Source organism: Rhizobium sp. FKY42, assembly GCF_005222835.1.
Taxonomy (GTDB): Bacteria; Pseudomonadota; Alphaproteobacteria; order Rhizobiales; family Rhizobiaceae; genus Neorhizobium.
Genome location: NZ_STGA01000029.1, coordinates 78,693 through 102,142 on the forward strand (window position 1 = coordinate 78,693; position 23,450 = coordinate 102,142).

Here is a 23,450-nt window from a genome sequence, read left to right on the forward strand (position 1 = left end):
ATGTAGGGATGAGACCAAATCAGAGACGATTCCGGGCGGAAACGCCGTCGGGCGCCGGATGAGACAAAGGAACACCATGAGAAATCCAGTTGATACCGCTATGGCCTTGGTGCCGATGGTCGTCGAGCAGACCAACCGCGGCGAGCGCTCCTACGATATTTACTCGCGTTTGCTGAAAGAGCGGATCATCTTCCTGACAGGCCCTGTCGAGGATCATATGGCGTCTCTGGTCTGCGCGCAGTTGCTCTTCCTGGAAGCGGAAAATCCGAAAAAGGAAATTGCTCTCTATATCAACTCACCGGGCGGCGTTGTGACCGCCGGTATGTCGATCTACGACACGATGCAATTCATCAAGCCAGCGGTTTCCACGCTTTGCATCGGTCAGGCTGCGTCCATGGGCTCGCTATTGCTGGCTGCTGGCGAGAAGGGCATGCGTTTTGCCATGCCAAACTCCCGTATCATGGTTCATCAGCCGTCCGGTGGCTTCCAAGGCCAGGCATCTGATATCGAGCGCCATGCTCGCGACATATTGAAGATGAAAAAGCGTTTGAACGATGTGTACGTGAAGCATACGGGCCGTACTTACGAAGAAGTGGAAAAGACGCTGGATCGTGACCACTTCATGGATAGCGACGAAGCACTCGAATGGGGCGTCGTGGACAAGATCCTCACCACGCGCCTGGAACTGGAAGGTGGCTCTTCCGCTTAAGGCATCGTCCTAGTCGACCAAGTGTTACCCCTTATTCGACCGCAGCGGGGTTTCAACTGGCGACGAACACGGTAATAATATCTATTAATGCTGTGTTGAATTATTATGACATAGCATGCGGTATTGAAGGGGTTGCGTTGCCACCGCAAGAGGGACCGTTAAGTTCCTGTTCGGTAGAGTGCCCCAGAAACGGGTTGGCATGGCTCTTCGCACGAGAGCCGGCCCACCGGCATAGGAACTCTCCGAGCCTGGGGACAGGCAATCGGTGTGCTGGAAGGAAAGTGATATGAGCAAGGTCAGCGGCAGCAACGGCGGCGACTCGAAAAACACGTTGTATTGTTCCTTCTGCGGCAAAAGCCAGCACGAGGTCCGCAAGCTGATTGCCGGACCGACCGTATTCATCTGCGATGAATGCGTTGAACTGTGCATGGATATCATCCGCGAAGAGAACAAGAGCTCAATGGTGAACTCCCGTGATGGCGTTCCAACGCCGCAGGACATCATCAAGGTTCTGGATGAATACGTCATCGGCCAGCAGCAGGCGAAAAAGATCCTGTCAGTGGCCGTGCACAACCACTACAAGCGCCTGGCGCACGCTTCAAAGAACGGCGATGTGGAACTGGCGAAGTCCAACATCATGCTTGTCGGCCCGACCGGATGCGGCAAGACCTACCTGGCTCAGACGCTCGCACGAATCATCGACGTGCCATTCACCATGGCTGACGCGACGACTTTGACAGAAGCCGGCTATGTTGGTGAAGATGTCGAAAACATCATCCTGAAACTGCTTCAGGCCGCCGACTATAATGTTGAGCGGGCACAGCGCGGAATTGTCTATATCGACGAAGTCGATAAGATTTCGCGCAAGTCGGACAACCCGTCCATAACCCGGGACGTGTCGGGCGAAGGTGTTCAGCAGGCCCTCCTGAAGATCATGGAAGGCACTGTTGCATCCGTTCCGCCGCAGGGCGGCCGCAAGCATCCGCAGCAGGAATTCCTGCAGGTAGACACGACGAACATTCTCTTCATCTGCGGCGGCGCTTTTGCTGGCCTGGACAAGATCATTTCTGCTCGTGGCGAGAAGACATCTATCGGTTTCGCTGCGACCGTGAAGGCTCCGGATGACCGCCGCGTAGGCGAAGTCCTGCGCGAACTGGAACCGGAAGATCTGGTGAAGTTCGGCCTCATTCCAGAATTCATTGGCCGTCTGCCGGTTCTGGCAACGCTGGAAGATCTGGATGAAGATGCTCTGATCCAGATCCTGTCCGAGCCGAAGAACGCTCTGGTGAAGCAGTATCAGCGCCTGTTCGAGATGGAAGATGTCGAATTGACCTTCCACGAAGATGCGCTCCGCGAGATTGCCCGTCGTGCCATCATTCGCAAGACTGGCGCCCGTGGTTTGCGCTCAATCATGGAAAAGATCCTGCTGGACACCATGTTCGAACTCCCCGCTTTGGAGGGCGTTCGCGAGGTGGTCATCTCTGAAGAGGTCGTGCGTGGTACGGCGCGTCCGCTCTACATTTATGCCGACCGTCAGGAAGAAAAGGCAAACGTTTCAGCCTGATCCTACTTCGATTTGCAAGGGGGCCTGCGGGGCCCCTTTGCTATCTTTAACACCCGTCCAGGGTTCAATCCCTTCGAGGTGGGGCACAAGGTGTCGGAGCGTTGCTTCCTGACCGGCCCGAACGATTAGGAGCAGTGGCCAGATCATTATGGCAGATAAAAGCTCCTGATTCTGTATGCTGAAATCAGTCACGCGTAAGCATTCGGCCCTATGCTCGACCTTTCCACAGCCGCCTCGCGGATAGCTGTGCAAGGCTTGAAAACTGCGTCCGGAACCTCCACTTTGGAGAAGACAGAAAGTCCAGCCTTAAACTGGACGGCTCCCGGAAACGGGAAGAGTGAAAGGAAATGTTATGACGAATACAGCGTCGGCGCATCAGGACGGAAGTATTTATCCGGTTCTGCCTCTGCGCGATATTGTGGTTTTCCCCCACATGATCGTACCTCTGTTCGTCGGGCGCGAGAAATCCATCCGCGCACTGGAAGAGGTTATGGGTTCCGATAAGCAGATCATGCTTGTCACCCAGATCAACGCGGGCGACGACGATCCGGAACCGTCTGCAATCCACAAGGTTGGTACGGTTGCGAATGTGCTGCAGTTGCTCAAGCTGCCAGATGGTACCGTCAAGGTGCTGGTCGAGGGGCGTGCGCGTGCGGAGATTTCCGATTATACTGATCGGGAAGAATTCTATGAGGCGCAAGCCAGCATTCTCAGCGAGCCGGTCGAAGATCCGGTGGAGGTTGAGGCCCTTGCACGTTCAGTGGTATCGGAATTCGAAAACTACGTGAAGCTGAACAAGAAGATTTCGCCTGAAGTCGTCGGCGCCGCGAGCCAGATTGAGGACTATTCGAAACTCGCAGATACTGTTGCCTCGCACCTGTCCATCAAGATCACCGAGAAGCAGGAAATGCTGGAAACGGTGAGCGTGAAGATGCGGCTTGAAAAAGCGCTCGGCTTCATGGAAGGCGAAATCTCGGTACTTCAGGTCGAGAAGCGCATCCGTTCGCGCGTAAAGCGTCAAATGGAAAAGACGCAACGCGAATATTACCTGAATGAACAGATGAAGGCGATCCAGAAGGAGCTCGGCGACGGTGAAGACGGTCGTGACGAGATGGCCGAACTGGAAGAGCGCATCAACAAGACAAAGCTCTCCAAGGAGGCCCGCGAAAAGGCGGAAGCCGAGCTGAAGAAGCTGCGCCAGATGAGCCCCATGTCTGCCGAAGCGACCGTTGTTCGCAACTATCTCGATTGGCTGCTGACTATTCCTTGGAACAAGAAGTCGAAGGTCAAGATCGATCTGCACAACGCGGAAAAGATCCTGGATCAGGACCACTTCGGTCTCGACAAGGTCAAGGAGCGTATCGTCGAGTATCTCGCAGTCCAGGCCCGTGCGACGAAGATCAAGGGGCCAATCCTGTGCCTCGTCGGCCCTCCTGGCGTCGGCAAGACCTCGCTCGCACAGTCAATCGCCAAGGCAACCGGCCGCGAATATGTGCGCATGGCCCTGGGCGGCGTGCGAGATGAGGCTGAGATTCGTGGTCACCGCCGCACCTATATCGGCTCCATGCCAGGTAAGGTCGTACAGTCGATGAAGAAGGCCAAGCGGTCGAACCCGCTCTTCCTGCTCGACGAGATCGACAAGATGGGCATGGACTTCCGTGGCGATCCGTCCTCGGCTCTTCTCGAAGTCCTCGACCCGGCTCAGAACTCCACCTTCATGGATCACTACCTGGAAGTGGAATATGATCTCTCGGACGTGATGTTCATCACGACCGCGAATACGCTGAACATCCCTGCTCCACTCATGGACCGCATGGAGATCATCCGTATCGCCGGTTATACGGAAGATGAGAAGCGCGAGATCGCCAAGCGCCATCTGCTGCCGAAGTCCATCAAGGAGCACGCGTTGAAGCCGGAAGAGTTTTCCGTCAGCGACGACGCCCTGACCTCGGTCATTCAGCAGTACACGCGTGAAGCCGGCGTCCGTAACTTCGAACGTGAATTGATGAAACTCGCACGTAAGGCCGTGACGGAGATCATCAAGGGCAATACGAAGACCGTCGAGGTCACGGCTGCGAACATTCACGATTATCTGGGCGTTCCACGGTTCCGCCACGGTGAAGCAGAGCGTGAAGATCAGGTTGGTGTCGTCACCGGTCTTGCCTGGACCGAGGTCGGGGGCGAATTGCTGACGATCGAAGGCGTTATGATGCCGGGCAAGGGTCGCATGACTGTGACCGGTAACCTGAAGGATGTCATGAAGGAATCGATTTCTGCAGCGGCATCCTATGTTCGCTCGCGTGCCGTCGATTTTGGAATCAAGCCGCCGCTTTTCGACAAGTCGGACATCCATGTCCATGTTCCAGAAGGGGCAACCCCCAAGGACGGTCCGTCCGCTGGTATCGCAATGGCAACCGCCATCGTGTCCATCATGACGGGAATTCCGATCTCCAAGGATGTCGCCATGACGGGTGAAGTCACCCTGCGTGGCCGTGTTCTGCCAATCGGCGGTCTGAAGGAAAAGCTCCTTGCTGCACTGCGCGGTGGCATCAAGAAGGTTCTTATCCCGGAAGAAAACGCCAAGGATCTGGCGGATATCCCGGACAACGTTAAGAACAACATGGAGATTATCCCTGTATCGCGGATGGGTGAGGTTCTGGAGCATGCGCTCCTGCGTAAACCGGAACCTATCGAATGGGATGGAACGGTCGAAACGACGGTCATTGCTGCGGTTGACGGCAGCGACGATACGGGTGCGACTGTCGCCCATTGAGCATCATAGGGTGTAGATTATGCACCTCTTGTGGAAAAAGGCCGGTATTTCACCGGCCTTTTTTGTGAAAACTGCTGGAAGCCCCTTGTTTTTCAGGCAATCGCAGAGCTTTTGGTTGGGCGAAGGGCGGCATGAATCGTTGCCCCGACTAGGTCCATTTGTGTGAAACCATTGAAAGGGGTGGAAACATGAACAAGAACGAATTGGTATCCGCCGTTGCTGAAAAGGCCGGTCTGTCCAAGGCAGACGCCGCATCGGCTGTTGACGCAGTTCTCGATGCCGTTCAGGCTGAACTGAAGAACGGTGGCGATGTTCGTCTCGCAGGCTTCGGTAGCTTTTCCGTATCGCGCCGCGAAGCTTCGAAGGGCCGTAATCCATCGACCGGCGCTGAAGTAGACATCCCGGCTCGCAACGTTCCGAAGTTCTCGGCCGGTAAGGGCCTGAAGGACGCCGTAAACAGCTAAGGCTGTCTAGCATGCGTTTGCAGAAACGCAGCTGTTTTGAATATCCGAGCCCGGCCATTGCGCCGGGCTTTCCATTTGATGGCGAACCGTTGACTTGTTATCGATGTGACCACGTGGTCGACAGTTGATTGCGGCCAGCAGTAACGACGGATATCTCATGAACGCCCACCAGCCGAAAAGCCTGATCCGCTCTCCTGCCATATTGGGCGCGCTCTTCATGATCCTGGCGGGGATGGTGTTTGCAGCGATCAATGTCCTAACCCAATGGCTGGCTATGGTGCTGCACTTTCCAGCCTCCTCCATGGCGTTCTGGCAATATGCCATTGCAACAGCATTCTCCCTGCCCTTGCTGATCAAGCTCGGCATTCGGGCAATGCGGACGCGCCATCCGGTCCGCCACGTGCTTCGCGTTGTTCTGGCTGCCCTCGGAGTTCAGGCTTGGGCCTATGGTCTGGTCACTGTCCCGATCTGGCAGGCAATTGCCCTTGTCATGACGTCGCCGTTTTTCGTGATCATCGGCGCCCGTCTGTTTCTGGGCGAGACTGTCGGTCTGCACCGTTGGTCGGCAACCGCAATCGGCTTCACAGGCGCCATGATCATTCTTCAACCTTGGGCCGATAGCTTTTCAGCGACCGCGCTCCTGCCTGTGCTTGCTGCTCTCCTTTGGGGCGGTTCATCCTTGATCATGAAGAACCTGACGCACCATGAACCGGCCGAGACCGTCACGATCTGGCTGTTCGTGCTGCTGACACCCATCAATGCCGCTCTGGCCTTCGGTACCGGCTTTGCTCTCCCGCAAGCCTCCTCGCTGTGGCTTCTTGTTCTGGCGGGCTTTCTCACCGCCATCGGGCAATATCTGCTCACGCTTGCCTATAGTGTGGCCGACGCCGCTTACGTACAGCCGTTCGATGACCTGAAGCTGCCGCTCAACGTGCTCGCGGGCTGGGTGGTGTTTAGTTATGCGCCGAGCGGTTATCTGTGGCTCGGCGCACTGCTTATTCTGGGGGCGTCGTTGTCGCTGATGCTGAAAGAGGCACGACAGCAGCAGCGGTGATCACAGTCGAATCACGTAGTCCTTGCGAGTCGTTTCAATGACTTCCCAGGTTCCCTTGAACCCTGGCCTGAGGATCAGCCTGTCGCCCGCCTTGAGATGAATGGGCGCGCCATCATCCGGGGTCACGACCGAATGGCCTTCCAGAATATGGAAATACTCCCATTCGTCATAACGGATACGCCATTTGCCGGGCGTTGACTCCCAAATCCCGGCGTAGACGCCGCCATCCGCTTCTTCGATATTCCATGTCCGGAACCGCGGTTCGCCGGAAATCAGACGGTCGGGCGCAGGCGCGCCCTCCTCCGGCTGAATGGATGTAAAATCAAAACGGACGACGTCTTTCATTTTATTCTCAGACCTTCGTGAGCGATTGTTCGAGATCAGCGATGATATCCTTCACATCCTCGATGCCGATCGACAAGCGCACGACGTCCGGCCCTGCCCCGGCAGCGATCTGCTGTTCGGGCGTCAACTGTCGATGGGTGGTTGAAGCGGGGTGAATGACCAGCGAACGGGTATCGCCGATGTTTGCCAAATGCGAAAGAAGCTTCAACCCTTCGACAAACGTCTTGCCAGCCTCGTAGCCGCCCTTCAGGCCGAAGGTGAAGACCGCACCAGCACCCGATGGTGAATAGCGTTGCTGCAGACCATGATTCGCATCATCCTCCAGCCCTGCATAGGAGACCCAGGACACCTTATCGTGTTTTTTCAGCCACCTCGCCACCGCCAGGGCGTTGTCGCAATGCCTTTGCATGCGAAGCGGAAGTGTCTCGATACCGGTCAGGAGCATGAAGCAGTTGAAGGGTGAAATTGCCGGGCCTAGATCGCGCAGGCCAAGGACGCGGCAGGCGATGGCAAAAGCAAAATTTCCGAACGTCTGATGCAGTACAACACCCGCGTATTCAGGCCGCGGCTCGGACAGCATCGGATAACGCCCTGATGCGGACCAGTCGAAGGTGCCTCCGTCTACAATGATACCGCCCATTGAATTGCCATGCCCGCCGAGGAACTTGGTCAGGGAGTGCACGACGATGTCGGCTCCGTGTTCAAGGGGACGAACCAGATAGGGGCTGGCCATGGTGTTATCCACGATCAATGGAAGGCCGTGCTTCTGAGCGACCTCTGCAATCGCCGCAATGTCCACGAAGGTGCCGCCGGGGTTGGCAAGGCTTTCGATAAAGATTGCCTGTGTGTTCTCGTCGACTTGGGCGGAGAAGCTTTGCGGATCGGCAGGATCTGCCCAACGTACCTCCCAGCCAAAATTCTTGAAGGCGTGCCCGAACTGATTGATGGATCCGCCGTAGAGTCGGCGTGCCGCGACGAAATTGCTGCCGGGCTTCATGATCGTATGAAAGACGATCATCTGCGCTGCGTGGCCCGAGGCGACGGCAAGAGCAGCGGTACCGCCTTCCAGTGCCGCAACCTTCTCCTCCAGCACCGCCTGAGTGGGGTTCATGATTCGCGTATAGATGTTGCCAAACTGCTGTAGCCCAAAAAGGGCTGCCGCATGATCGGCACTTTCGAATACGTAGGACGCTGTCTGGTAAATGGGCGTCACTCGGGCGCCTGTGGCCGGATCAGGCTTTGCGCCTGCATGAATCGCAAGTGTGGAAAAGCCAGGATTGGCGGATGTCATGTTTGTTCCTCCCTTGAACAGGATTCGCCGTTTTCGGCTGACCATAGCAGCACTATAGACAGCGACATACTCCGGCGACAAACCGGCTAGGGGCATTAACTGTACCTGCGCTGAAAATATTTTGAGGCGCCTCGCCCGTTACAATGGGTCGAGTTTCCTGCCCCGCTGAGAACTTGATCCGGATCAAGGTGCTTGCTCACAGACGTGCCACACTGCAGGCCGGATCGTCAGGAGGCATCAGCATGGCTATGAACGAAGCATCGGGAAGTTTCGCAGCGCGATTGTCGCATCTCTACGGAAATATTCGCAACTGTTTCCGAACCTTATCGGAATTGGATGATCTGGCCCCTGAACTGCAGAAGGAGATTGCGGCCGATCTGGGAATCGACCGTCATCAACTGCTGGAATTGAACCGCTTGGCCGCGAATGGCGCGGAAGAAATGGAACGGTTGATGCATGCACTGCATATCGATCCGGTTGAAGTGCGCCTCCTTTCGCCAAACCAGTTCCGCAATATGCAATCGAATTGCTCGCACTGCGCGTCGAAAGACCAATGCCGACATGATCTTGCCGCGCACCAGGCACCAGAAAACTTTGCCTCCTATTGCTTGAATGCAAGCGAGATGAACGCGCTTAGAGTGCAGCCGGATTTGCTCGTAGACTAGCGCTCTGGGGCCTCTCAGTCCTGTCGATTCAATGCGCGGGATGATGTCCGAGGAGCCGTGGATATTCGATTGCCGGGCAACGATCCATGACAACCTGCAAACCCGCCTGTTCTGCCCGCAGGGCCGAACTTTCTTCGGTTACACCCAACTGGGTCCAGAGGACTTTTGGGCGCGGCGAAAGCGCAAGTGCTTCATCGACAACTTCAGCCAGATATTCCGAGGCACGGAAGACATCGATCATGTCGATCTGTTCGGGAATATCGGCCAGGTGACCATACACCTTCTGGCCAAGAATTGTCTTGCCAGCCTGACCCGGATTGACGGGAATGACGTGATACCCCTTGGAGAGCAAAAAGCCCATCACGCCATGGCTGGGCCGGCCCGGATTGGGAGACGCACCCACCAGTGCGATTGATTTAACGGATTTCAAGATGTCCGTCAGATAGCCGTCGTCGTAGAGATTGTGATCCATTGCGTGATCCTCCACAGCATCAGTTCATGCTCTTGGCTGAGAAACAGTTTGCGCTATTTAGGTTCCACAAGGCTTAAAAGGAATGATCAAATGCAAGTTCACTGTTTGATTGCCGCAAGCGTCGCGTTTTTGACTATCGCAAGCAGCCAACCAGCGGCCGCCATATCACGTTATAACTCGACATCCATGACATGCGCGGCAGCGCAGGAGCGTATTGCACGCGAAGGCGCGGTTATCTTCCGCTACCCAGGACGAACCGGGATGACACTCTATGATCGCTATGTTTCGAGCGACCGCTATTGCGCCGGCGGCGAGTACGCAAAGCCCGATAGCATTCCGACCAAAGATGTTCGCAACTGCCCTGTCCGTCAGTGCGAAATGCGCCCTTCCCCCGGAGACTGCGACAGTTTTCTGGACGAAGGATGTTTTGGTTGGCGATAAACCACGGCCTCCATGCAGCAGATTCAGTCGATTTTTTGTGGTATCATAAAACCACAGCATCAACTAACTGATTTTATTGGATTTATTTCCGCGGCGCCAATTGCGGTTATCTTGACGTTGCCGGCATCTACCCCTATAAGCCGCTGCAGGTCGTGAAAGCGTGACTTTCGTGCCCTGTTGGCCTGTTCGCGGGTCAAAACCAAGCAACAAGAAACGCCCGAGATGAGGTCTCCTCGCTACGGGATCATGAAAAGAAGAGAGCACATATGTCTACCTTCGTACAGAAGCCCGCTGAGGTGGAGAAGAAGTGGGTGCTGATCGACGCCGAAGGCCTCGTTGTCGGACGCCTCGCTACCATCATCGCAAATCATCTTCGCGGCAAGCATAAGGCTACCTACACGCCTCACGTCGACGACGGCGACAACGTCATCGTCATCAACGCTGAGAAGGTCGTCTTCACCGGCAAGAAGTACTCCGACAAGAAGTACTACTGGCACACCGGTTATCCGGGCGGCATCAAGGAGCGCACTGCACGCGCCATCATCGAAGGCCGCTTCCCTGAGCGCGTTCTCGAGAAGGCTGTTGAGCGCATGATTCCGCGCGGCCCGCTCGGCCGTCGCCAGATGAAGAACCTGCGCGTTTATGCTGGCTCCAACCATCCGCATGAAGCACAGCAGCCGGTCACGCTCGATGTGGCCAAGCTCAGCAACAAGAACACAAGGAGCGCCTAAGCATGGCTGACCTTTCTTCCCTGAAGGACCTCGGCGTCGCTGGTCAGGCTTCCGCTCCGGCACGTGAGCGCAAGGTTGATGCACAGGGCCGTTCCTATGCTACCGGCAAGCGCAAGAACGCTGTTGCCCGCGTATGGGTCAAGGCTGGTTCCGGCAAGATCATTGTCAACGGCAAGGACTATTCGGCATACTTCGCACGTCCGGTTCTGCAGATGATCCTGCAGCAGCCGATCGTTGCAGCTGCCCGCAATGGCCAGTTCGACATCATCGCAACCGTCGCTGGCGGCGGTCTTTCCGGTCAGGCCGGTGCCGTTCGTCACGGTATCTCCAAGGCTCTCACCTACTTCGAACCAGGCCTGCGCTCGGTTCTGAAGAAGGGTGGCTTCCTGACTCGCGACAGCCGCGTTGTCGAGCGTAAGAAGTACGGTAAGGCCAAGGCCCGCCGTTCGTTCCAGTTCTCGAAGCGCTAATCGCTTCTCCTGGATACTGGATTGGAAAGGCGGGGCTTCGGCTCCGCCTTTTTTCGTTATGGCTTCATCAATATTTCAGGCTTGTCCGAACAAACCATCTGGGCATCATCAGGCATTAATTCTAACGGGGCTTCTAACGGGAGATCACTATGTCAGCGGAACCGAAAGATCGTTTCGCAGCGCTGCCAAAGCCACCCTATTTCGTGGTGGCTTTCAGTTCTCATCGAACTGTTGGTGATTGCGGATACGCAGACATGGCCCAGACCATGCTGGATCTTGCCGAGCAGCAATCGGGCTATCTCGGCTATGAGAGCGTGCGCGGCGCCGATGGATTTGGGATCACCAACTCCTACTGGATCGATGAGGCCAGCATCATTTCATGGAAACAGGTCGTAGATCATATTGCTGCGCAGGAACAGGGCCGGAGAGACTGGTACGAGCGTTACGAGGTTCGGATCGCTCTCGTGCAGCGCGCCTATGGCTTCGTGAAGGATTGATCCCATGGCTTCGAAATCCATCGATAACGCCTTCACAGCAAAAACAATACGTGGTGCCGCGACTGATCCCACCTATGCGGGCGCGCTGTCTTTCATGCGGCGCCGGTACACCAAAAGTCTCGAGAATGTCGATGCTGTTATTCTCGGCATTCCCTTCGACGCCGCTGTTTCCAACAGGCCAGGAGCCCGTTTTGGGCCGCAGGCGATTCGCCGTGCATCAGCAATCTTTGACAATGATCCGCAATATCCGTTTGCGCGTGATCTGTTCCAGCAAATGGCGGTCATAGATTACGGCGACGTCCTGCTCGACTACGGGAACCATCAAGAGACACCTACCCTCATCGAACAGGAAGCGGCGCGCATCCTGGCTTCGGATGCCTATCTGTTGTCCCTCGGCGGCGATCATTTCGTAACCTGGCCCTTGTTGAAAGCGCATGCTGCAAGGCATGGCCCGCTAGCACTCGTTCATTTCGACGCGCACCAGGACACCTGGGACGATGACGGAAAGCGGATTGATCACGGTTCCTTTGTGGGCAGAGCAGTGCGAGAGGGGGTCATTGATCCTGCCCGCTCGATCCAGATCGGCATCAGAACGCAGGCGCCAGACGATTTCGGCATTCGGATTATTCATGGCTATGAAGTCGAGGATATGTCCGCGCAGGCCATTGCGGAAACCATCCTTTCCCATGTCGGCGAAGCACCCTGCTATCTGACTTTCGACATCGATTGCCTTGATCCGGCGTTCGCACCGGGCACCGGCACGCCCGTTGCAGGTGGCCCCTCCTCGGCAAAAATGCTGTCGGTTCTTCGGAAACTCGGCCCGCTCGACATTCGCGGCTCGGACATCGTGGAAGTGGCGCCTGCCTACGACCATGCGGATGTCACCGCCATTGCCGGAGCGACAGTTGCAATGTATATGCTCGGGCTTAGAGCCGAACGTTTGGCGAGGCAGTTAACAAAGTGAATCAATTGGCGGATAAAATGATTCCGTCTGCACCCGTAACCCATTGAAATCTGGACAAGGACATGAGCGCGAAAATCTTCATCGACGGCGAACACGGCACAACGGGATTGCAGATCCGCACCCGCATGGCTGGCCGCCGCGACGTGGAACTCCTGTCCATTCCCGAAGCGGAACGCCGCAACGCAGCCATGCGTGAGGATCTTCTGAACAGCGCGGATATCGCTATCCTCTGCCTGCCCGACGACGCATCCCGCGAAGCGGTTGCCATGCTGAGCGGCAATAACAAGGTGCGGATCATCGATACCTCGACGGCGTATCGCGTTGCCGAGGATTGGGCCTACGGGTTTGCCGAAATGGATAGGGCGCAGAAAAGCAAGATCCAGTCTGCTCGGTTGGTCGCCAATCCGGGTTGCTATCCAACCGGTGCAATTGCGCTCATTCGCCCGTTGCGGGCCGCAGGTCTTCTGCCAGACGGCTATCCTGTGAGCGTGAATGCCGTGTCCGGTTATACGGGTGGTGGCAAGCAGATGATTGCCCAGATGGAAGACCAGACGCGCGACGATGCAATTTCGGCCAACAACTTCCTTTATGGTCTGACCCTCAAGCACAAACATGTGCCTGAAATGAAGATCCACGGGCTCCTTGACCGAGCCCCATTGTTCTCGCCCTCCGTCGGACGTTTCCCACAGGGTATGATCGTTCAGGTACCGCTTTTTCTGGATGACCTGAAACAGGGTGCAACGCTGGAAAGCATCCATGCCGCTCTTGTGGACCATTATGCCGGTCAGAACATTGTCAGCGTGGTTTCGCTTGAAGAGAGCAGCAAGCTGGGCCGTATTGACGCCGAGGAACTGGCCGGACAGGACACGATGAAGCTGTTTGTGTTCGGGTCAGCGGGTGGCTCGCATGTCAACCTTGTCGCGCTTCTCGACAATCTCGGCAAGGGCGCTTCCGGCGCAGCTGTCCAGAACATGGATCTGATGCTTTCGGCATAAGTTTCAGCTGACGACTTGAAGACAGCTGTCGCCGCGAGGTGGCAGCTTTCTCATTGTTCAATTTTATTGAACGAATTGTCGGTATGCGTATAGCTATGCGATGGCCTCGCCTCCTGATATGCCCTTTATTAGAGCTTCCGGGGGCGCAGATGTCACAAAAACTTCCAGTTTATTTCATTCCGCATGGCGGCGGGCCTTGGCCGTTCATGGAATTCCCCAAGAATGCTGAGGGGAAAGGGCCGTGGGATGATCTTGGGGCATTCCTACGCAATCTGGCGGACGATGTCGGCAGGCGCCCGAAGGCCGTTCTGGTTGTATCAGGCCATTGGGAAAATGAGCCAGTTCCAACACTGAGCACCGCATCCAATCCCGGCATGCTGTTCGACTACTACAACTTTCCGGCCCATACTTACGAACTAAGCTATCCGGCCCCCGGATCTCCTGAACTTGCCGCGCGCGCACGTCAACTGCTTTCAGATGCCGGTATTGAATCAGCAGAGGATGAAGCCAGAGGTTTTGATCATGGCGTCTTCATCCCCTTCATGTTGATCTATCCAAAGGCTGATGTACCGATCACCATGATCTCGCTCAAGAATACGCTCGATGCGCCAAGCCATATCAAAATCGGCGAAGCTCTCGAACCGTTGCGCGATGAAGATGTTCTGATAATCGCTTCGGGCATGACATATCATAACATGCCAATGTTCCGGAAGGCGGATCCGGAACATGTCGCGCAGGCTTCGCGCTTCGATGCATGGCTCGCCGATGTCATCGAGGAAAAGGATACAGCGAACCGAGCCGCCCGTTTATCCCTTTGGGACGAGAACCCCGATGCGCTCGCCTGTCATGTGCCGGACCACGATCATCTTGTCCCGCTATTTGTCGCGGCGGGCGCGGCCGGAAGCGATGCCGGCAAACGGATCTTCACGACCGATTTCCTGGGCAAACCCTATTCTGCTTATCGTTTCGGCTGAACCTTAAGGATCAGGCTGAAATAGCCTGATCCTTGGGAAACTCGCCATAGAAACCGCGCCAGTGGGCGATGGCATAACCGAGTACGACCAGACCGCCGGCCTGATGCAGAAGCCCCATTTCAATGGGTACATGCAGCAGCAAAGTCGTGACGCCGATGGCGGCCTGGAGACAGACCAATCCGAAGAGAATTATGGCGCCCTTTGCGTGAGTTGTTCCGGGTGTCAGTCGGATGGACTGCATCATATGAACCAGAGTCAATGCGAGAAGCAGGTAGGCGCCGCAGCGATGAACAAACTGGACCGTCTTCGGGTTCTCAAACAGATTGATCCACCATGGGTTCTGCACGAAGAGGTCTGGCGGGATGATCGCGCCATCCATCAACGGCCAGGTGTTATAGGTAAAGCCAGCGTCGAGACCTGCCACCAGCGCGCCCAGATAAATCTGGAACAGAGCCAGAAAAGCCAGTCCGCCTGCGGCAAGATGTGAATGTGCGGTTGGTGGACGATCAACCTTCTGCGGCGTCAGGCCACGCATGATCCATACGCAGGCGGAGAAGATCATACAGGCGATGGTCAGATGGGTGGCAAGCCGGTATTGCGACACATCAGTGCGCACTGACAGACCGGACGACACCATCCACCAGCCAATGAATCCCTGAAAACCGCCGAGGGCCAGAAGACCAACCAGCGGCAAACGCAGGCGTTTTTCGACCCGACCGCTTAGCCAGAAAAACAGGAGCGGCAGGCCGAAGACCAGTCCGACCGCACGGGCCAGGAAACGGTGAGCCCATTCCCACCAGAAAATGGACTTGAACTCATCCAGTGACATGCCTTTGTTGATTTTCTGGTACTCTGGAATCTGTTTGTAGAGCTGAAACTCCTCCTCCCAGTCTGCAACGCTCAAGGGCGGAATGACGCCGTGGATGGGTTTCCATTCGGTGATCGAGAGACCGGAATCCGTAAGCCGGGTTGCTCCGCCGACCAGAACGAGACAGAACAGCGTTGCAATGACCGTTTTCAGCCACCATCGCAGCGCCCTTCGATTCGTCTCGACGCGCCCTACTGGCGCCTGCATCACGTCTGTCGTCTGCGACGTCGCCATGAGATCTCCTGACATTCGTCAACATAGTTATTGGTCGTTGATTTGCCCTACCCTTCGGTGCAAAACAAGTGCTTGCCCTTTGCGGCATGCCGTCGCGGCACGGGATAGATAAAACAAGGAGACAGGCGAATGCCTCTGCGGCTCAAAAAGTTCATTGGCACGATCCTGATTATCGTCCTCGTTTCAGTCTATGCAGTCCTTGCGACAACCATAGCCACGCTGACCCTTTCCACAGCACCCTGGTATGTTCACCTCCTCTATTTCCTACTGACAGGCGTTATCTGGATCCTGCCCGCGATGCTGATTATCCGCTGGATGGCGGGACCGAGAAAGGTTTGAGGATCGCTTTAGAGAGCCTTAACCATCTGTCTAAAAGTTGATCAATGGCGTTCTCGTGCTAACAGCTTATGCGGCGTTTGCCGGTAAAGTTTGGGCCGCCACCTACAGCGCGGCGCATTCGATTGAACGCGCGAACGACGCTGTGAGACTGTGAATTGATGCATGTTCGTTCCGCTTCGCCGAAACCGCTTGAGCGCGACATGCATTAGAGATGGACGGATTTGCCATGAGCGCAGTGACGGCACGGATGGATCAGGACAGCTGCGCTGCGGACGCTGCGCGCGAGCATGGTCTTGTCGTAAGCCTTCATCAAGAAATCGAGCAGGTTGCGGATGCGTGGCGGGAACTGCAGCAGGTCTCATGGAACAGTCCGCACCAGTCTATCGAGTGGTGCAAGGCCTGGTATGCGACACAAGCCGACAAGCCGCTTTTCCTGTTGGGCTCGCAAATGGGCAAGCCCCTCTTCCTTTTACCGCTTGGAATTACCTCCAGCCACGGCATTCGTTCCGCTGGCTTTCCTGGCGGTCCGTTCAACAACATAAATACCGGGCTGTTCGCAGCAGGTTGCGATTTCTCGGAGTCGGCCCTGATGCACTGTATCGCACAGATCAAAAGCGCATTGTCCCAGCACGTCGACATTCTGCACATGCGTGCGATCCCGAAGGAATGGCAGGGCAACAGACTGCCCTTGCACCGGCTTTCAGCCGTAGAGCATATCAACCACTCCTTCCAATTGCCGCTTCTCGGTTCGTTTGAAGAGACTCTGGCCCAGATCAACGCCAAGCGCAGGCGCAAGAAGTTTCGCCAACAGACACGGCGGATCAGCGAACTTGGAGGGTATGAGGTCTTCACACCCGAGCACGCAGGCGAGCAGCACGAACTTCTGGACCTCTTCTTTGAACAGAAGCGCGAACGCTTCCGGTCCCAGGGCTTGCCGGATGTCTTTGCCGGCGCTTCCGTACAGCGATTCTTTCATGCGCTTCTTGATGAACCCGCCGATGCAGAAAACTACCCGCTACGGCTTTCTGCAATCAAATTGACGGCGGGTGGCGACCGCGCCACCCCTGCAATCTGCGGCTTATCGCGCAAGGGCAATCACATAATCTGCCAATTCGGCTCGATAGATGAGAGTCGTGTGCCGGAAACCAGCCCCGGTGAACTGCTGTTCTGGCATGTCATCGAAAATGCTTGCAGCAGTGGTGCCAAACTTTTTGATTTCGGGCTGGGTGATCAACTCTACAAACGCAGTTGGTGCCCCGTAGAAACGGTGCACTATGATCTGATGGTTCCGATCTCCGGTCGAGGCCATCTGGCAGCCATCGTACAGCAGGCCCAGATCCGTCTGAAATCGCTATTGAAACGCAATCCCACAATTTACCGTCTGCTACAGCGAATCAGAGCCTCCAAAATTGCCGCCGCGGAGGGCTGAAACCCGCTGACACTTCAAACGCCAGCGGGTTCGGCTTTGTATCGATACGAATTGGTCCAGTCGCATCATCGCTGAAACACAAGATTATCAGGCTGCGTGCTGCCCACGATTTTGCGGGTTGTCAGTCGCGCTCGCAGTCATCGCAAGCGCATCGCCGTAACCAGCCTTCCGGAATGCTTCGAGTTGGCTTGCTATGACCTCTTCACCTGCGCCTGCCAGCGACAGAACAATCTGCATCGGGTTGTTCTTCGTAAGCCGTACGAGGCTCCGCGGCTCAGCCCGTCCGCATTCGATAATCACGATGTCATAGGCGCCGGTCAGGGCATCGAAAATCATTCCCAGCCTGTCAGCACCGCGCATGGCCTGGGCGGGATCAGCGCCGCCCTGCGGAATAATGTGAGCGTCGGACAGACGATCGGGGTGGATGGTCTCACCAAACGGCGTCGTACCACAGAGAAGGTCCGTGATGCCGGGAAGTTGCGCATTCGATGCCATCAGTCGCGTCGGACATGCGGAGCCAGACATATCGACCAGAACCACACTGCGACCCATTTCCGCGATCTCGCGCGCCAGCAGCACCGTCGCCGTGGAACCATCGTCACCGGTTGGCGATACACTGATTGCCATGGGAAGACCTGTGCGCGTCAACAGATCACGCACATTTTCAACGCTCAGGGACAAAACTTCGACAACCTCGTCCTGATCCTGCTTCGTTGGCTCTACCGAAGTCGAAACGGTTGCTGCAGCGATCATCTCATCTCGCGCAGCTTGCCGAACCTCTGTTTCGTCCCCGGACTTTGAATACAATGACTCCTTGAGCTCCCGGAAGGGGTCCGTGGGTGTCTCGTCTGATGAAACAGCATCGACCTCTTCAGAAACGGACTTCGATGGCTGGGGCGCAGGCGTAACGATTACCTTCTCGTCATTGTCCTCTTTCGCCACAGCGGAGCGCGCGCGCAGTTTGGCCAGAGCACTGAAGGTTCGCACCGATGTATCATCGGACTTTGTGTTGATCGCTTCAAGCTCGGTTGTCGTCCTTTTTCGGACGACAAGGGGTTGCTCCCCTGGCTGCTCGAAAGAGGAAGCCTGTGCCGAGTTCAATGCTGTAGCGGGCAATTCGACACTTGCAGGCGTATCGACAGGTTTTGTCGAGCGAACCACAACAAGGTCTTCATCGCTGGTTGCGGCAGGGCGGAGGCCCCGCCCGCTAAAGAGAGCAGCAACGACAATGCCAAGCGCATACAAAATGAGTGTAGCCAGCGCCACGACGATGGTAATCGGCACGACCTTGGGGAAGTAGGGTTCGGACGGCTCTACAGCGGATGAAATCACGCGAGCATCTGCTGGCGTTGCCGCCCGATCTGCGCGCGATGCAGCTTCTCGGTATCTAGAGAGATAGCTTTCGAGCAACTGGCGTTGCGCAGCAGCTTCACGCTCGAGTGCGCGCAGGCCAACCTCTTCTTCGCCTGCACGGGCAGAATCTGCCTTTATCGCCGTCAACTGTTGATTCAGCTGCACTTCGCGCGCGTTTGCAACCTGCGCTTCGCCTTCGGCTGCCGCAAGAATTTTTCGAGTTTCTGCCTGGATCTGTTGGCGAATTCCTGCCAATTGCGCCTTCAGTCCACGCAGACGGGGATGTCCGTCCATCATGGAAATCGAAAGATCAGCAATCTGCGCCTGAAGGTTGGCTTCAGTTTCCTTAAGCCGCTGAATCATCGGCGAAGCGATGACATCATTCAAAATATCGTAGCCTGTGCCAGCATCCAGCGCCCGCTTGACGTTCTGAGCCTTGGCTTCCGCCGTTGCCCTCTCAGTCCGCACCCGTGCGAGCTCGGTGGAGATATCGTTCAGCTGCCGCTCAGAGAAACTGGTGTTTTCCGAGGAGCGAAACAGGCCAGCCGACGTTCGGTAATCCGCGACCTTTTTCTCGGCCTCTTGTACCTTTGTTCGCAAAGCCTGTATTTCCGGCTCCAGCCAACGAGTTGTCTCGGTATGCGTATCGATCTTTGCGCCGCTCTGCATGGAGAGATAAAGATCTGCCATCCGGTTAGGCACAGCAGCCGCAAGCTTGGGATCCTGTGATGAAAACTCGATCGCGATGATGCGTGAGCCCTCAACGGGATAGACTTGCAACTTCTCCCGGAATGCTTTCAGCACCCTCTCCTCGGGTGCCGTGTCCATCGGATTGGCTCTCATTCCTATTGCCACGAGCGGCCCGGACAGGAACGAATGTGCCTCCGGATCGAACTCCTTGAGCTCGGCCAGTTTGAGATCTCTTGCCACTGCCTTGATGAGATCTGCCGACTGCAGGATCTGCGCCTGGCTTACGATATTGTATTGATCGAGCACCGGTTCGGAGGCGCCTTGCGTTTCGCGGCCTGCCACGGAGTTTTCTCGCGTTTCGATCAGCAATCGTGTTTCAGCCTTGTAGGCTGGCGTCATGGTGCCGGCAATTGCCAGAGCAATGCCACCGGCCAGGATCGTCGTCGCCAGAATTCGCATGCGACGTTCCCACACCGCGCTCATCAACTGGCCGATGTCGATATCTGCGTCCTGATTTCCGCTTACGCCAGACATTGCGCACTCCACGATTTCATTTGGGCGGGAGCGTAAAGGACTATGGTAAGCGTCCGGTTAACGTTCAAAAGCTTATGCGAATTCATGAATCTACGGCAAATCGGGGTTGGCCGCAGCCGCTTTTACCAGACATTAACCCTAACAGTTCCATAACGGGCTATCAGTTTCTTCCAGCGGAGTTCGCGCGGATGGAGTTCGCCCGTTTTAAATCAGTTGTAGCTCTGGCGCTTGCAGCCCTTTCTGCAACCACGCTTGCCGGCTGCACCTCCTATGCACCTGCGCCCAAGGCATTTCACGAGGCCACTATCCAGCCCTATCGCCTGGATAGTGGTGATCGCCTGCGTGTAACCGTTTTTGAGCAACCGAGCCTCTCCAACACGTATACTGTCGACCAGGCAGGTTACATCTCCTTCCCGCTCGTCGGTCAGGTAACAGCACGCGGCCAGACGCTGAGCGGACTTTCCGGAGCCATCGCGGCAAAGCTCAAACAAGGCTATCTGCGCGACCCGGATGTATCGATTGAAGTCGACCGCTATCGCCCTGTTTTCGTGATGGGTGAAGTCGGTCGTCCCGGACAATATTCTTATGTTCCCGGAATGACGGCGCAGAACGCCATTGCCATTGCCGGCGGCTTTACTCCACGCGGCAACCAGCGCGAAATCGACGTCACTCGCAAGATCAATGGACAGATCCTCACTGGTAAGACGACCATCTCTGCGCCGATCCTGGCTGGAGACACTATCTACGTCAAAGAACGTCTCTTCTGATCATATGGCTGCGTCACGACCGCTTCGTATCATTCACTGCTTCAGGTCGCCAGTCGGCGGCATTTTTCGGCACGTGCGCGATCTGGTAGACGCGCATTCGAAGGCCGGTCATCAGATCGGCATCCTCTGTGATAGTTCGACAGGCGGAGCACACGAGGAGGCCCTGTTCGAGCGGATCAAACCAAAACTGGCACTGGGATTGATGCGTTTGCCGATCCAACGGTCGGTATCGCCCGGAGATCTTCTCGCACTCTATGACAGTTACAAACATATCAAGAGCTTGCAGCCGGATGTTCTGCATGGACATGGCGCCAAAGGTGGTGTCCTTGCCCGTCTCATCGGCTCAGTCCTGCGGGTCAACAGGTATCGCGTAGCCCGCTTCTATTCGCCTCATGGCGGCAGTCTGCACTATGATGAGAAGCGCCTTTCCGGCAAGGCGGTCATGCGGTTGGAGCGTGTGCAGGAGCACTTCACCGATGGCCTGGTCTTCGTCTGTGACTACGAGCGGCGCGTCTACGAGCAGAAGGTAGGCAGGCCCCGTGCTCCCGGGACCGTTATCTATAACGGGATCGACGACAACGAGTTCGAACCCATCGCAACTGTCCCGAATGGGGCAGACTTTTTGTACATCGGAATGATGCGGGATCTTAAAGGTCCAGATGTCTTCATCAATGCGTTTGAACTGGCTGAGAGAATGCTCGGACGACGCTTGTCCGCAGCAATGGTGGGGGACGGACCCGATAAGGAAACCTATATCCAGGCAATCCGTGACAGAGGGCTGTCGGACCGCATCTCGATGGACAATGCGATGCCAGCGTCGGTCGCATTTTCGATGGCGGACATCGTCGTGGTGCCATCCCGTGCTGAAGCGATGCCCTATATCGTTCTGGAAGCTCTCGCCGCCGGGAAACTTGTGCTTGCCAGCAGGGTCGGCGGCATTCCGGAAATTCTTGGCGAGCAAAGCAGTGCCCTCGCCATACCAGGAAGTGCAGAGGATCTGGCTCGCGTGATGGTTGAAGCAAGAAGCGAGGCAGGATGGCGACAACGGGTAATGCCGCCGCCCGAACGGTTTCGCGCTCGCTTTTCAGCCGATGTGATGACGTCTTCGATGCTCCAGCTATATCAAGATACTCTAACTAAAGGTTCAAAACTTTCTTAGCATCTTGCTGCTAATGCTCAGCAATGCGCAGAATGAAACAGGCGGTGCCTGGGCGCGTTTGCGATCAATGGGATCCGAGCAATGAGCGAACCGGCAGGAAAGCAGGAATTCGATGTCGAGGCATTGCGTCGACAGGTTTCCGAGATCCAGAGCCGATCTGAAACCGGGCAGGACGAGTCTCCAGCCGAGCTGAACGATTTTGCACAACAGATCGCCGAGCAGTTTCGCGACACGAATACCACTCCATCCATGCTCATCGGCAAGTTCCGGCTTCTGGAAGGCATGGTCGTTGTCATTGTCAGTCTTTTCGCAAATTACCTCAACGACATCCGGGATCTGGAATCACTCATCATTCAGTTCTTCTCCGCCGTATTTGCAGCCGGTCTGATGATACTGAGCCTGCAAATTGCGGATGCCTACCAAATTCCCTCCCTGCGAATGCCTCAGCGCATGGCCATCCGCGTCGTCATTTGCTGGAGTCTTGGTTGGGGTGCCGTTTGGCTTTTGAACTGGCTTCTGCTGTCCTACACGCCCAATGTGCACACATTTACGTGGTGGGTGTTTGGCACTGCAGCCATGATTGCGGTGCGCTACCTGATGGCGATTGCCATTCGGCATTGGGCACGCAATGGGATTATGGAGCGTCGTGCTGTGATTGTTGGTGGTGGCCAGCCAGCGAAGGATCTGGTGCGCGCACTTGAGGCACAGCCGGAGAACGATATTCGGATTTGCGGCATCTTCGATGATCGTGGCAGCGCGCGCTCGCCCGATCTGGTTGCTGGCTATCCAAAACTTGGGACATTCGGTGAACTGGTGACCTTCGCCCGCCTCGCGCGGATCGACATGTTGATCATCGCGCTTCCGGCATCCGCAGAACAGAGAATCCTCCAACTGCTGAAGAAGCTCTGGGTTCTACCGGTTGATATCCGCCTTGCCGCACACGCACATCAGCTTCGATTTCGCCCCCGTGCCTATAGTCACGTCGGTGCAGTGCCGATGCTCGACATCTTCGACAAACCGCTTCGGGACTGGGACTCGGTTTCGAAACGCGCCTTTGACATCTTCTTTTCAAGTCTCGCATTGCTGCTGTGCTGGCCGATCATGATCGGCTGCGCCATCGCTGTTAAAGCAACCTCGAAAGGCCCGGCACTTTTCATCCAAAAGCGCCATGGTTTCAACAATGAGGTCATCAACGTTCTGAAGTTCCGCTCGATGTATACCGAGCAAAGCGATCCGACTGCGAAGAAGGCCGTAACAAAGCACGATCCGCGTGTGACACCTGTTGGTCGTTTTATTCGCAAGTCTTCGCTGGATGAACTCCCTCAATTGTTCAACGTGCTGCGCGGTGAACTTTCTCTCGTGGGCCCGCGACCGCATGCGGTGCAGGCACAAACCGGTGACAGAAAATATGTCGATGTCGTCGAAAGCTATTTTGCCCGCCACCGGGTCAAACCTGGCGTCACGGGCTGGGCACAGATCAACGGCCTGCGCGGGGAGCTCGACAGCGACGAAAAAATCAAGGCTCGGATCGCTTTTGATCTGGATTACATCGAGAACTGGTCGCTTTGGCTCGACCTCAAGATCCTGTTCCTGACGCCCATCAGACTGCTGAACACGGAGAATGCATATTGAGCGTCGCTTTCGAGGGCCAGGTCTATCCGAAGCCAT

General features: G+C 56.1%; 22 protein-coding genes. 17 read left to right on the forward strand and 5 right to left on the reverse strand.

Annotated features, from left to right (window positions below; all coding sequences use genetic code 11):
- Positions 1 to 76 precede the first annotated feature (76 nt).
- The 5 genes from clpP (at position 77) to E8M78_RS11210 (ending at position 6,564) form a co-directional block, all read left to right on the forward strand.
- Positions 77 to 709, forward strand: coding sequence for an ATP-dependent Clp endopeptidase proteolytic subunit ClpP (clpP, locus tag E8M78_RS11190; RefSeq protein WP_137135129.1), 633 nt, complete (start codon positions 77 to 79; stop codon positions 707 to 709).
- A gap of 286 nt (positions 710 to 995) precedes the next feature.
- Positions 996 to 2,273: an ATP-dependent Clp protease ATP-binding subunit ClpX gene (clpX, locus tag E8M78_RS11195; RefSeq protein WP_137135130.1), complete on the forward strand. Its 1,278-nt coding sequence runs from the start codon at positions 996 to 998 to the stop codon at positions 2,271 to 2,273.
- Between the two features lie 352 nt (positions 2,274 to 2,625).
- The gene (lon, locus tag E8M78_RS11200; RefSeq protein ID WP_137135131.1) at positions 2,626 to 5,046 is read left to right on the forward strand and encodes an endopeptidase La; all 2,421 of its coding nucleotides are present in this window, start codon (positions 2,626 to 2,628) and stop codon (positions 5,044 to 5,046) included.
- A gap of 188 nt (positions 5,047 to 5,234) precedes the next feature.
- Positions 5,235 to 5,510 carry a DNA-binding protein HupB gene (gene hupB / locus E8M78_RS11205; protein ID WP_062552640.1) on the forward strand — a complete coding sequence of 92 codons (276 nt, stop codon included), beginning with the start codon at positions 5,235 to 5,237 and terminating at the stop codon, positions 5,508 to 5,510.
- Positions 5,511 to 5,667: 157 nt separating this feature from the next.
- Complete coding sequence (locus E8M78_RS11210; RefSeq protein ID WP_137135132.1) at positions 5,668 to 6,564, forward strand: DMT family transporter; 897 nt, start codon at positions 5,668 to 5,670, stop codon at positions 6,562 to 6,564.
- Here E8M78_RS11210 and E8M78_RS11215 read toward each other — a convergent pair whose 3' ends face one another.
- Together E8M78_RS11215 and E8M78_RS11220 are read right to left on the reverse strand one after the other, a co-directional pair.
- Entirely contained in the window at positions 6,565 to 6,909 is a 345-nt protein-coding gene (locus tag E8M78_RS11215) for a cupin domain-containing protein (protein ID WP_137135133.1), read from the reverse strand.
- A gap of 7 nt (positions 6,910 to 6,916) precedes the next feature.
- A complete protein-coding gene (locus E8M78_RS11220) occupies positions 6,917 to 8,200 on the reverse strand; it encodes an O-acetylhomoserine aminocarboxypropyltransferase (RefSeq protein WP_137135134.1) in 1,284 nt (427 codons plus the stop codon).
- A 242-nt stretch (positions 8,201 to 8,442) separates the two neighbouring features.
- Here E8M78_RS11220 and E8M78_RS11225 point away from each other — a divergent pair, with 242 nt between their 5' ends.
- Positions 8,443 to 8,865, forward strand: a complete 423-nt coding sequence (locus tag E8M78_RS11225) for a DUF6455 family protein (protein WP_137135135.1) — start codon at positions 8,443 to 8,445, stop codon at positions 8,863 to 8,865.
- A gap of 28 nt (positions 8,866 to 8,893) precedes the next feature.
- Here the strand turns inward: E8M78_RS11225 and E8M78_RS11230 are convergent, their stop codons facing one another.
- Entirely contained in the window at positions 8,894 to 9,337 is a 444-nt protein-coding gene (locus tag E8M78_RS11230; RefSeq protein ID WP_137135136.1) for a CoA-binding protein, read from the reverse strand.
- A gap of 707 nt (positions 9,338 to 10,044) precedes the next feature.
- Between E8M78_RS11230 and rplM the strand changes: the two genes are divergently transcribed.
- From rplM to E8M78_RS11265, 6 genes are all read left to right on the forward strand, one after another.
- Positions 10,045 to 10,509, forward strand: a complete 465-nt coding sequence (gene rplM / locus E8M78_RS11240) for a 50S ribosomal protein L13 (protein WP_062552647.1) — start codon at positions 10,045 to 10,047, stop codon at positions 10,507 to 10,509.
- Positions 10,510 to 10,511: 2 nt separating this feature from the next.
- The gene (gene rpsI / locus E8M78_RS11245) at positions 10,512 to 10,979 is read left to right on the forward strand and encodes a 30S ribosomal protein S9 (protein WP_062552648.1); all 468 of its coding nucleotides are present in this window, start codon (positions 10,512 to 10,514) and stop codon (positions 10,977 to 10,979) included.
- Positions 10,980 to 11,128: 149 nt separating this feature from the next.
- Complete coding sequence (locus E8M78_RS11250; RefSeq protein ID WP_137135138.1) at positions 11,129 to 11,476, forward strand: antibiotic biosynthesis monooxygenase; 348 nt, start codon at positions 11,129 to 11,131, stop codon at positions 11,474 to 11,476.
- A 4-nt stretch (positions 11,477 to 11,480) separates the two neighbouring features.
- The gene (gene speB / locus E8M78_RS11255) at positions 11,481 to 12,440 is read left to right on the forward strand and encodes an agmatinase (RefSeq protein ID WP_137135139.1); all 960 of its coding nucleotides are present in this window, start codon (positions 11,481 to 11,483) and stop codon (positions 12,438 to 12,440) included.
- Between the two features lie 62 nt (positions 12,441 to 12,502).
- Positions 12,503 to 13,435, forward strand: a complete 933-nt coding sequence (gene argC / locus E8M78_RS11260; protein WP_137135140.1) for an N-acetyl-gamma-glutamyl-phosphate reductase — start codon at positions 12,503 to 12,505, stop codon at positions 13,433 to 13,435.
- A 149-nt stretch (positions 13,436 to 13,584) separates the two neighbouring features.
- Entirely contained in the window at positions 13,585 to 14,409 is an 825-nt protein-coding gene (locus tag E8M78_RS11265) for a class III extradiol ring-cleavage dioxygenase (protein ID WP_137135141.1), read from the forward strand.
- Positions 14,410 to 14,419: 10 nt separating this feature from the next.
- Here the strand turns inward: E8M78_RS11265 and E8M78_RS11270 are convergent, their stop codons facing one another.
- Positions 14,420 to 15,511 (reverse strand): COX15/CtaA family protein, encoded by a 1,092-nt coding sequence (locus tag E8M78_RS11270; RefSeq protein WP_246658297.1) that lies wholly within the window; start codon positions 15,509 to 15,511, stop codon positions 14,420 to 14,422.
- 129 nt (positions 15,512 to 15,640) lie between these two features.
- On the opposite strand from E8M78_RS11270, the gene E8M78_RS11275 reads away from it, so the two are divergent.
- The gene (locus tag E8M78_RS11275; protein WP_137135143.1) at positions 15,641 to 15,850 is read left to right on the forward strand and encodes a DUF2842 domain-containing protein; all 210 of its coding nucleotides are present in this window, start codon (positions 15,641 to 15,643) and stop codon (positions 15,848 to 15,850) included.
- Positions 15,851 to 16,076: 226 nt separating this feature from the next.
- Positions 16,077 to 17,279, forward strand: a complete 1,203-nt coding sequence (locus E8M78_RS11280; RefSeq protein WP_170973394.1) for a GNAT family N-acetyltransferase — start codon at positions 16,077 to 16,079, stop codon at positions 17,277 to 17,279.
- An 87-nt stretch (positions 17,280 to 17,366) separates the two neighbouring features.
- Here the strand turns inward: E8M78_RS11280 and E8M78_RS11285 are convergent, their stop codons facing one another.
- Positions 17,367 to 19,856, reverse strand: coding sequence for a Wzz/FepE/Etk N-terminal domain-containing protein (locus E8M78_RS11285; RefSeq protein ID WP_137135145.1), 2,490 nt, complete (start codon positions 19,854 to 19,856; stop codon positions 17,367 to 17,369).
- 188 nt (positions 19,857 to 20,044) lie between these two features.
- Between E8M78_RS11285 and E8M78_RS11290 the strand changes: the two genes are divergently transcribed.
- The 3 genes from E8M78_RS11290 to E8M78_RS11300 all read left to right on the forward strand — a co-directional run bounded on the left by E8M78_RS11290 (position 20,045) and on the right by E8M78_RS11300 (position 23,414).
- Positions 20,045 to 20,623 (forward strand): polysaccharide biosynthesis/export family protein, encoded by a 579-nt coding sequence (locus E8M78_RS11290; RefSeq protein WP_062552657.1) that lies wholly within the window; start codon positions 20,045 to 20,047, stop codon positions 20,621 to 20,623.
- Positions 20,624 to 20,627: 4 nt separating this feature from the next.
- Positions 20,628 to 21,782: a glycosyltransferase family 4 protein gene (locus E8M78_RS11295; RefSeq protein WP_137135146.1), complete on the forward strand. Its 1,155-nt coding sequence runs from the start codon at positions 20,628 to 20,630 to the stop codon at positions 21,780 to 21,782.
- Positions 21,783 to 21,863: 81 nt separating this feature from the next.
- Positions 21,864 to 23,414: an undecaprenyl-phosphate glucose phosphotransferase gene (locus E8M78_RS11300; RefSeq protein WP_137135147.1), complete on the forward strand. Its 1,551-nt coding sequence runs from the start codon at positions 21,864 to 21,866 to the stop codon at positions 23,412 to 23,414.
- The last annotated feature ends 36 nt before the right edge of the window (positions 23,415 to 23,450 follow it).

Bases quoted from the DNA above. Each gene is read 5' to 3' on its own strand.
- clpP (WP_137135129.1), top strand. From the start codon at position 77: ATGAGAAATCCAGTTGATACCGCTATGGCCTTGGTGCCGATGGTCGTC.
- clpX (WP_137135130.1), top strand. From the start codon at position 996: ATGAGCAAGGTCAGCGGCAGCAACGGCGGCGACTCGAAAAACACGTTG.
- lon (WP_137135131.1), top strand. From the start codon at position 2,626: ATGACGAATACAGCGTCGGCGCATCAGGACGGAAGTATTTATCCGGTT.
- hupB (WP_062552640.1), top strand. From the start codon at position 5,235: ATGAACAAGAACGAATTGGTATCCGCCGTTGCTGAAAAGGCCGGTCTG.
- E8M78_RS11210 (WP_137135132.1), top strand. From the start codon at position 5,668: ATGAACGCCCACCAGCCGAAAAGCCTGATCCGCTCTCCTGCCATATTG.
- E8M78_RS11215 (WP_137135133.1), bottom strand. From the start codon at position 6,909: ATGAAAGACGTCGTCCGTTTTGATTTTACATCCATTCAGCCGGAGGAG.
- E8M78_RS11220 (WP_137135134.1), bottom strand. From the start codon at position 8,200: ATGACATCCGCCAATCCTGGCTTTTCCACACTTGCGATTCATGCAGGC.
- E8M78_RS11225 (WP_137135135.1), top strand. From the start codon at position 8,443: ATGGCTATGAACGAAGCATCGGGAAGTTTCGCAGCGCGATTGTCGCAT.
- E8M78_RS11230 (WP_137135136.1), bottom strand. From the start codon at position 9,337: ATGGATCACAATCTCTACGACGACGGCTATCTGACGGACATCTTGAAA.
- rplM (WP_062552647.1), top strand. From the start codon at position 10,045: ATGTCTACCTTCGTACAGAAGCCCGCTGAGGTGGAGAAGAAGTGGGTG.
- rpsI (WP_062552648.1), top strand. From the start codon at position 10,512: ATGGCTGACCTTTCTTCCCTGAAGGACCTCGGCGTCGCTGGTCAGGCT.
- E8M78_RS11250 (WP_137135138.1), top strand. From the start codon at position 11,129: ATGTCAGCGGAACCGAAAGATCGTTTCGCAGCGCTGCCAAAGCCACCC.
- speB (WP_137135139.1), top strand. From the start codon at position 11,481: ATGGCTTCGAAATCCATCGATAACGCCTTCACAGCAAAAACAATACGT.
- argC (WP_137135140.1), top strand. From the start codon at position 12,503: ATGAGCGCGAAAATCTTCATCGACGGCGAACACGGCACAACGGGATTG.
- E8M78_RS11265 (WP_137135141.1), top strand. From the start codon at position 13,585: ATGTCACAAAAACTTCCAGTTTATTTCATTCCGCATGGCGGCGGGCCT.
- E8M78_RS11270 (WP_246658297.1), bottom strand. From the start codon at position 15,511: ATGGCGACGTCGCAGACGACAGACGTGATGCAGGCGCCAGTAGGGCGC.
- E8M78_RS11275 (WP_137135143.1), top strand. From the start codon at position 15,641: ATGCCTCTGCGGCTCAAAAAGTTCATTGGCACGATCCTGATTATCGTC.
- E8M78_RS11280 (WP_170973394.1), top strand. From the start codon at position 16,077: ATGAGCGCAGTGACGGCACGGATGGATCAGGACAGCTGCGCTGCGGAC.
- E8M78_RS11285 (WP_137135145.1), bottom strand. From the start codon at position 19,856: ATGTCTGGCGTAAGCGGAAATCAGGACGCAGATATCGACATCGGCCAG.
- E8M78_RS11290 (WP_062552657.1), top strand. From the start codon at position 20,045: ATGGAGTTCGCCCGTTTTAAATCAGTTGTAGCTCTGGCGCTTGCAGCC.
- E8M78_RS11295 (WP_137135146.1), top strand. From the start codon at position 20,628: ATGGCTGCGTCACGACCGCTTCGTATCATTCACTGCTTCAGGTCGCCA.
- E8M78_RS11300 (WP_137135147.1), top strand. From the start codon at position 21,864: ATGAGCGAACCGGCAGGAAAGCAGGAATTCGATGTCGAGGCATTGCGT.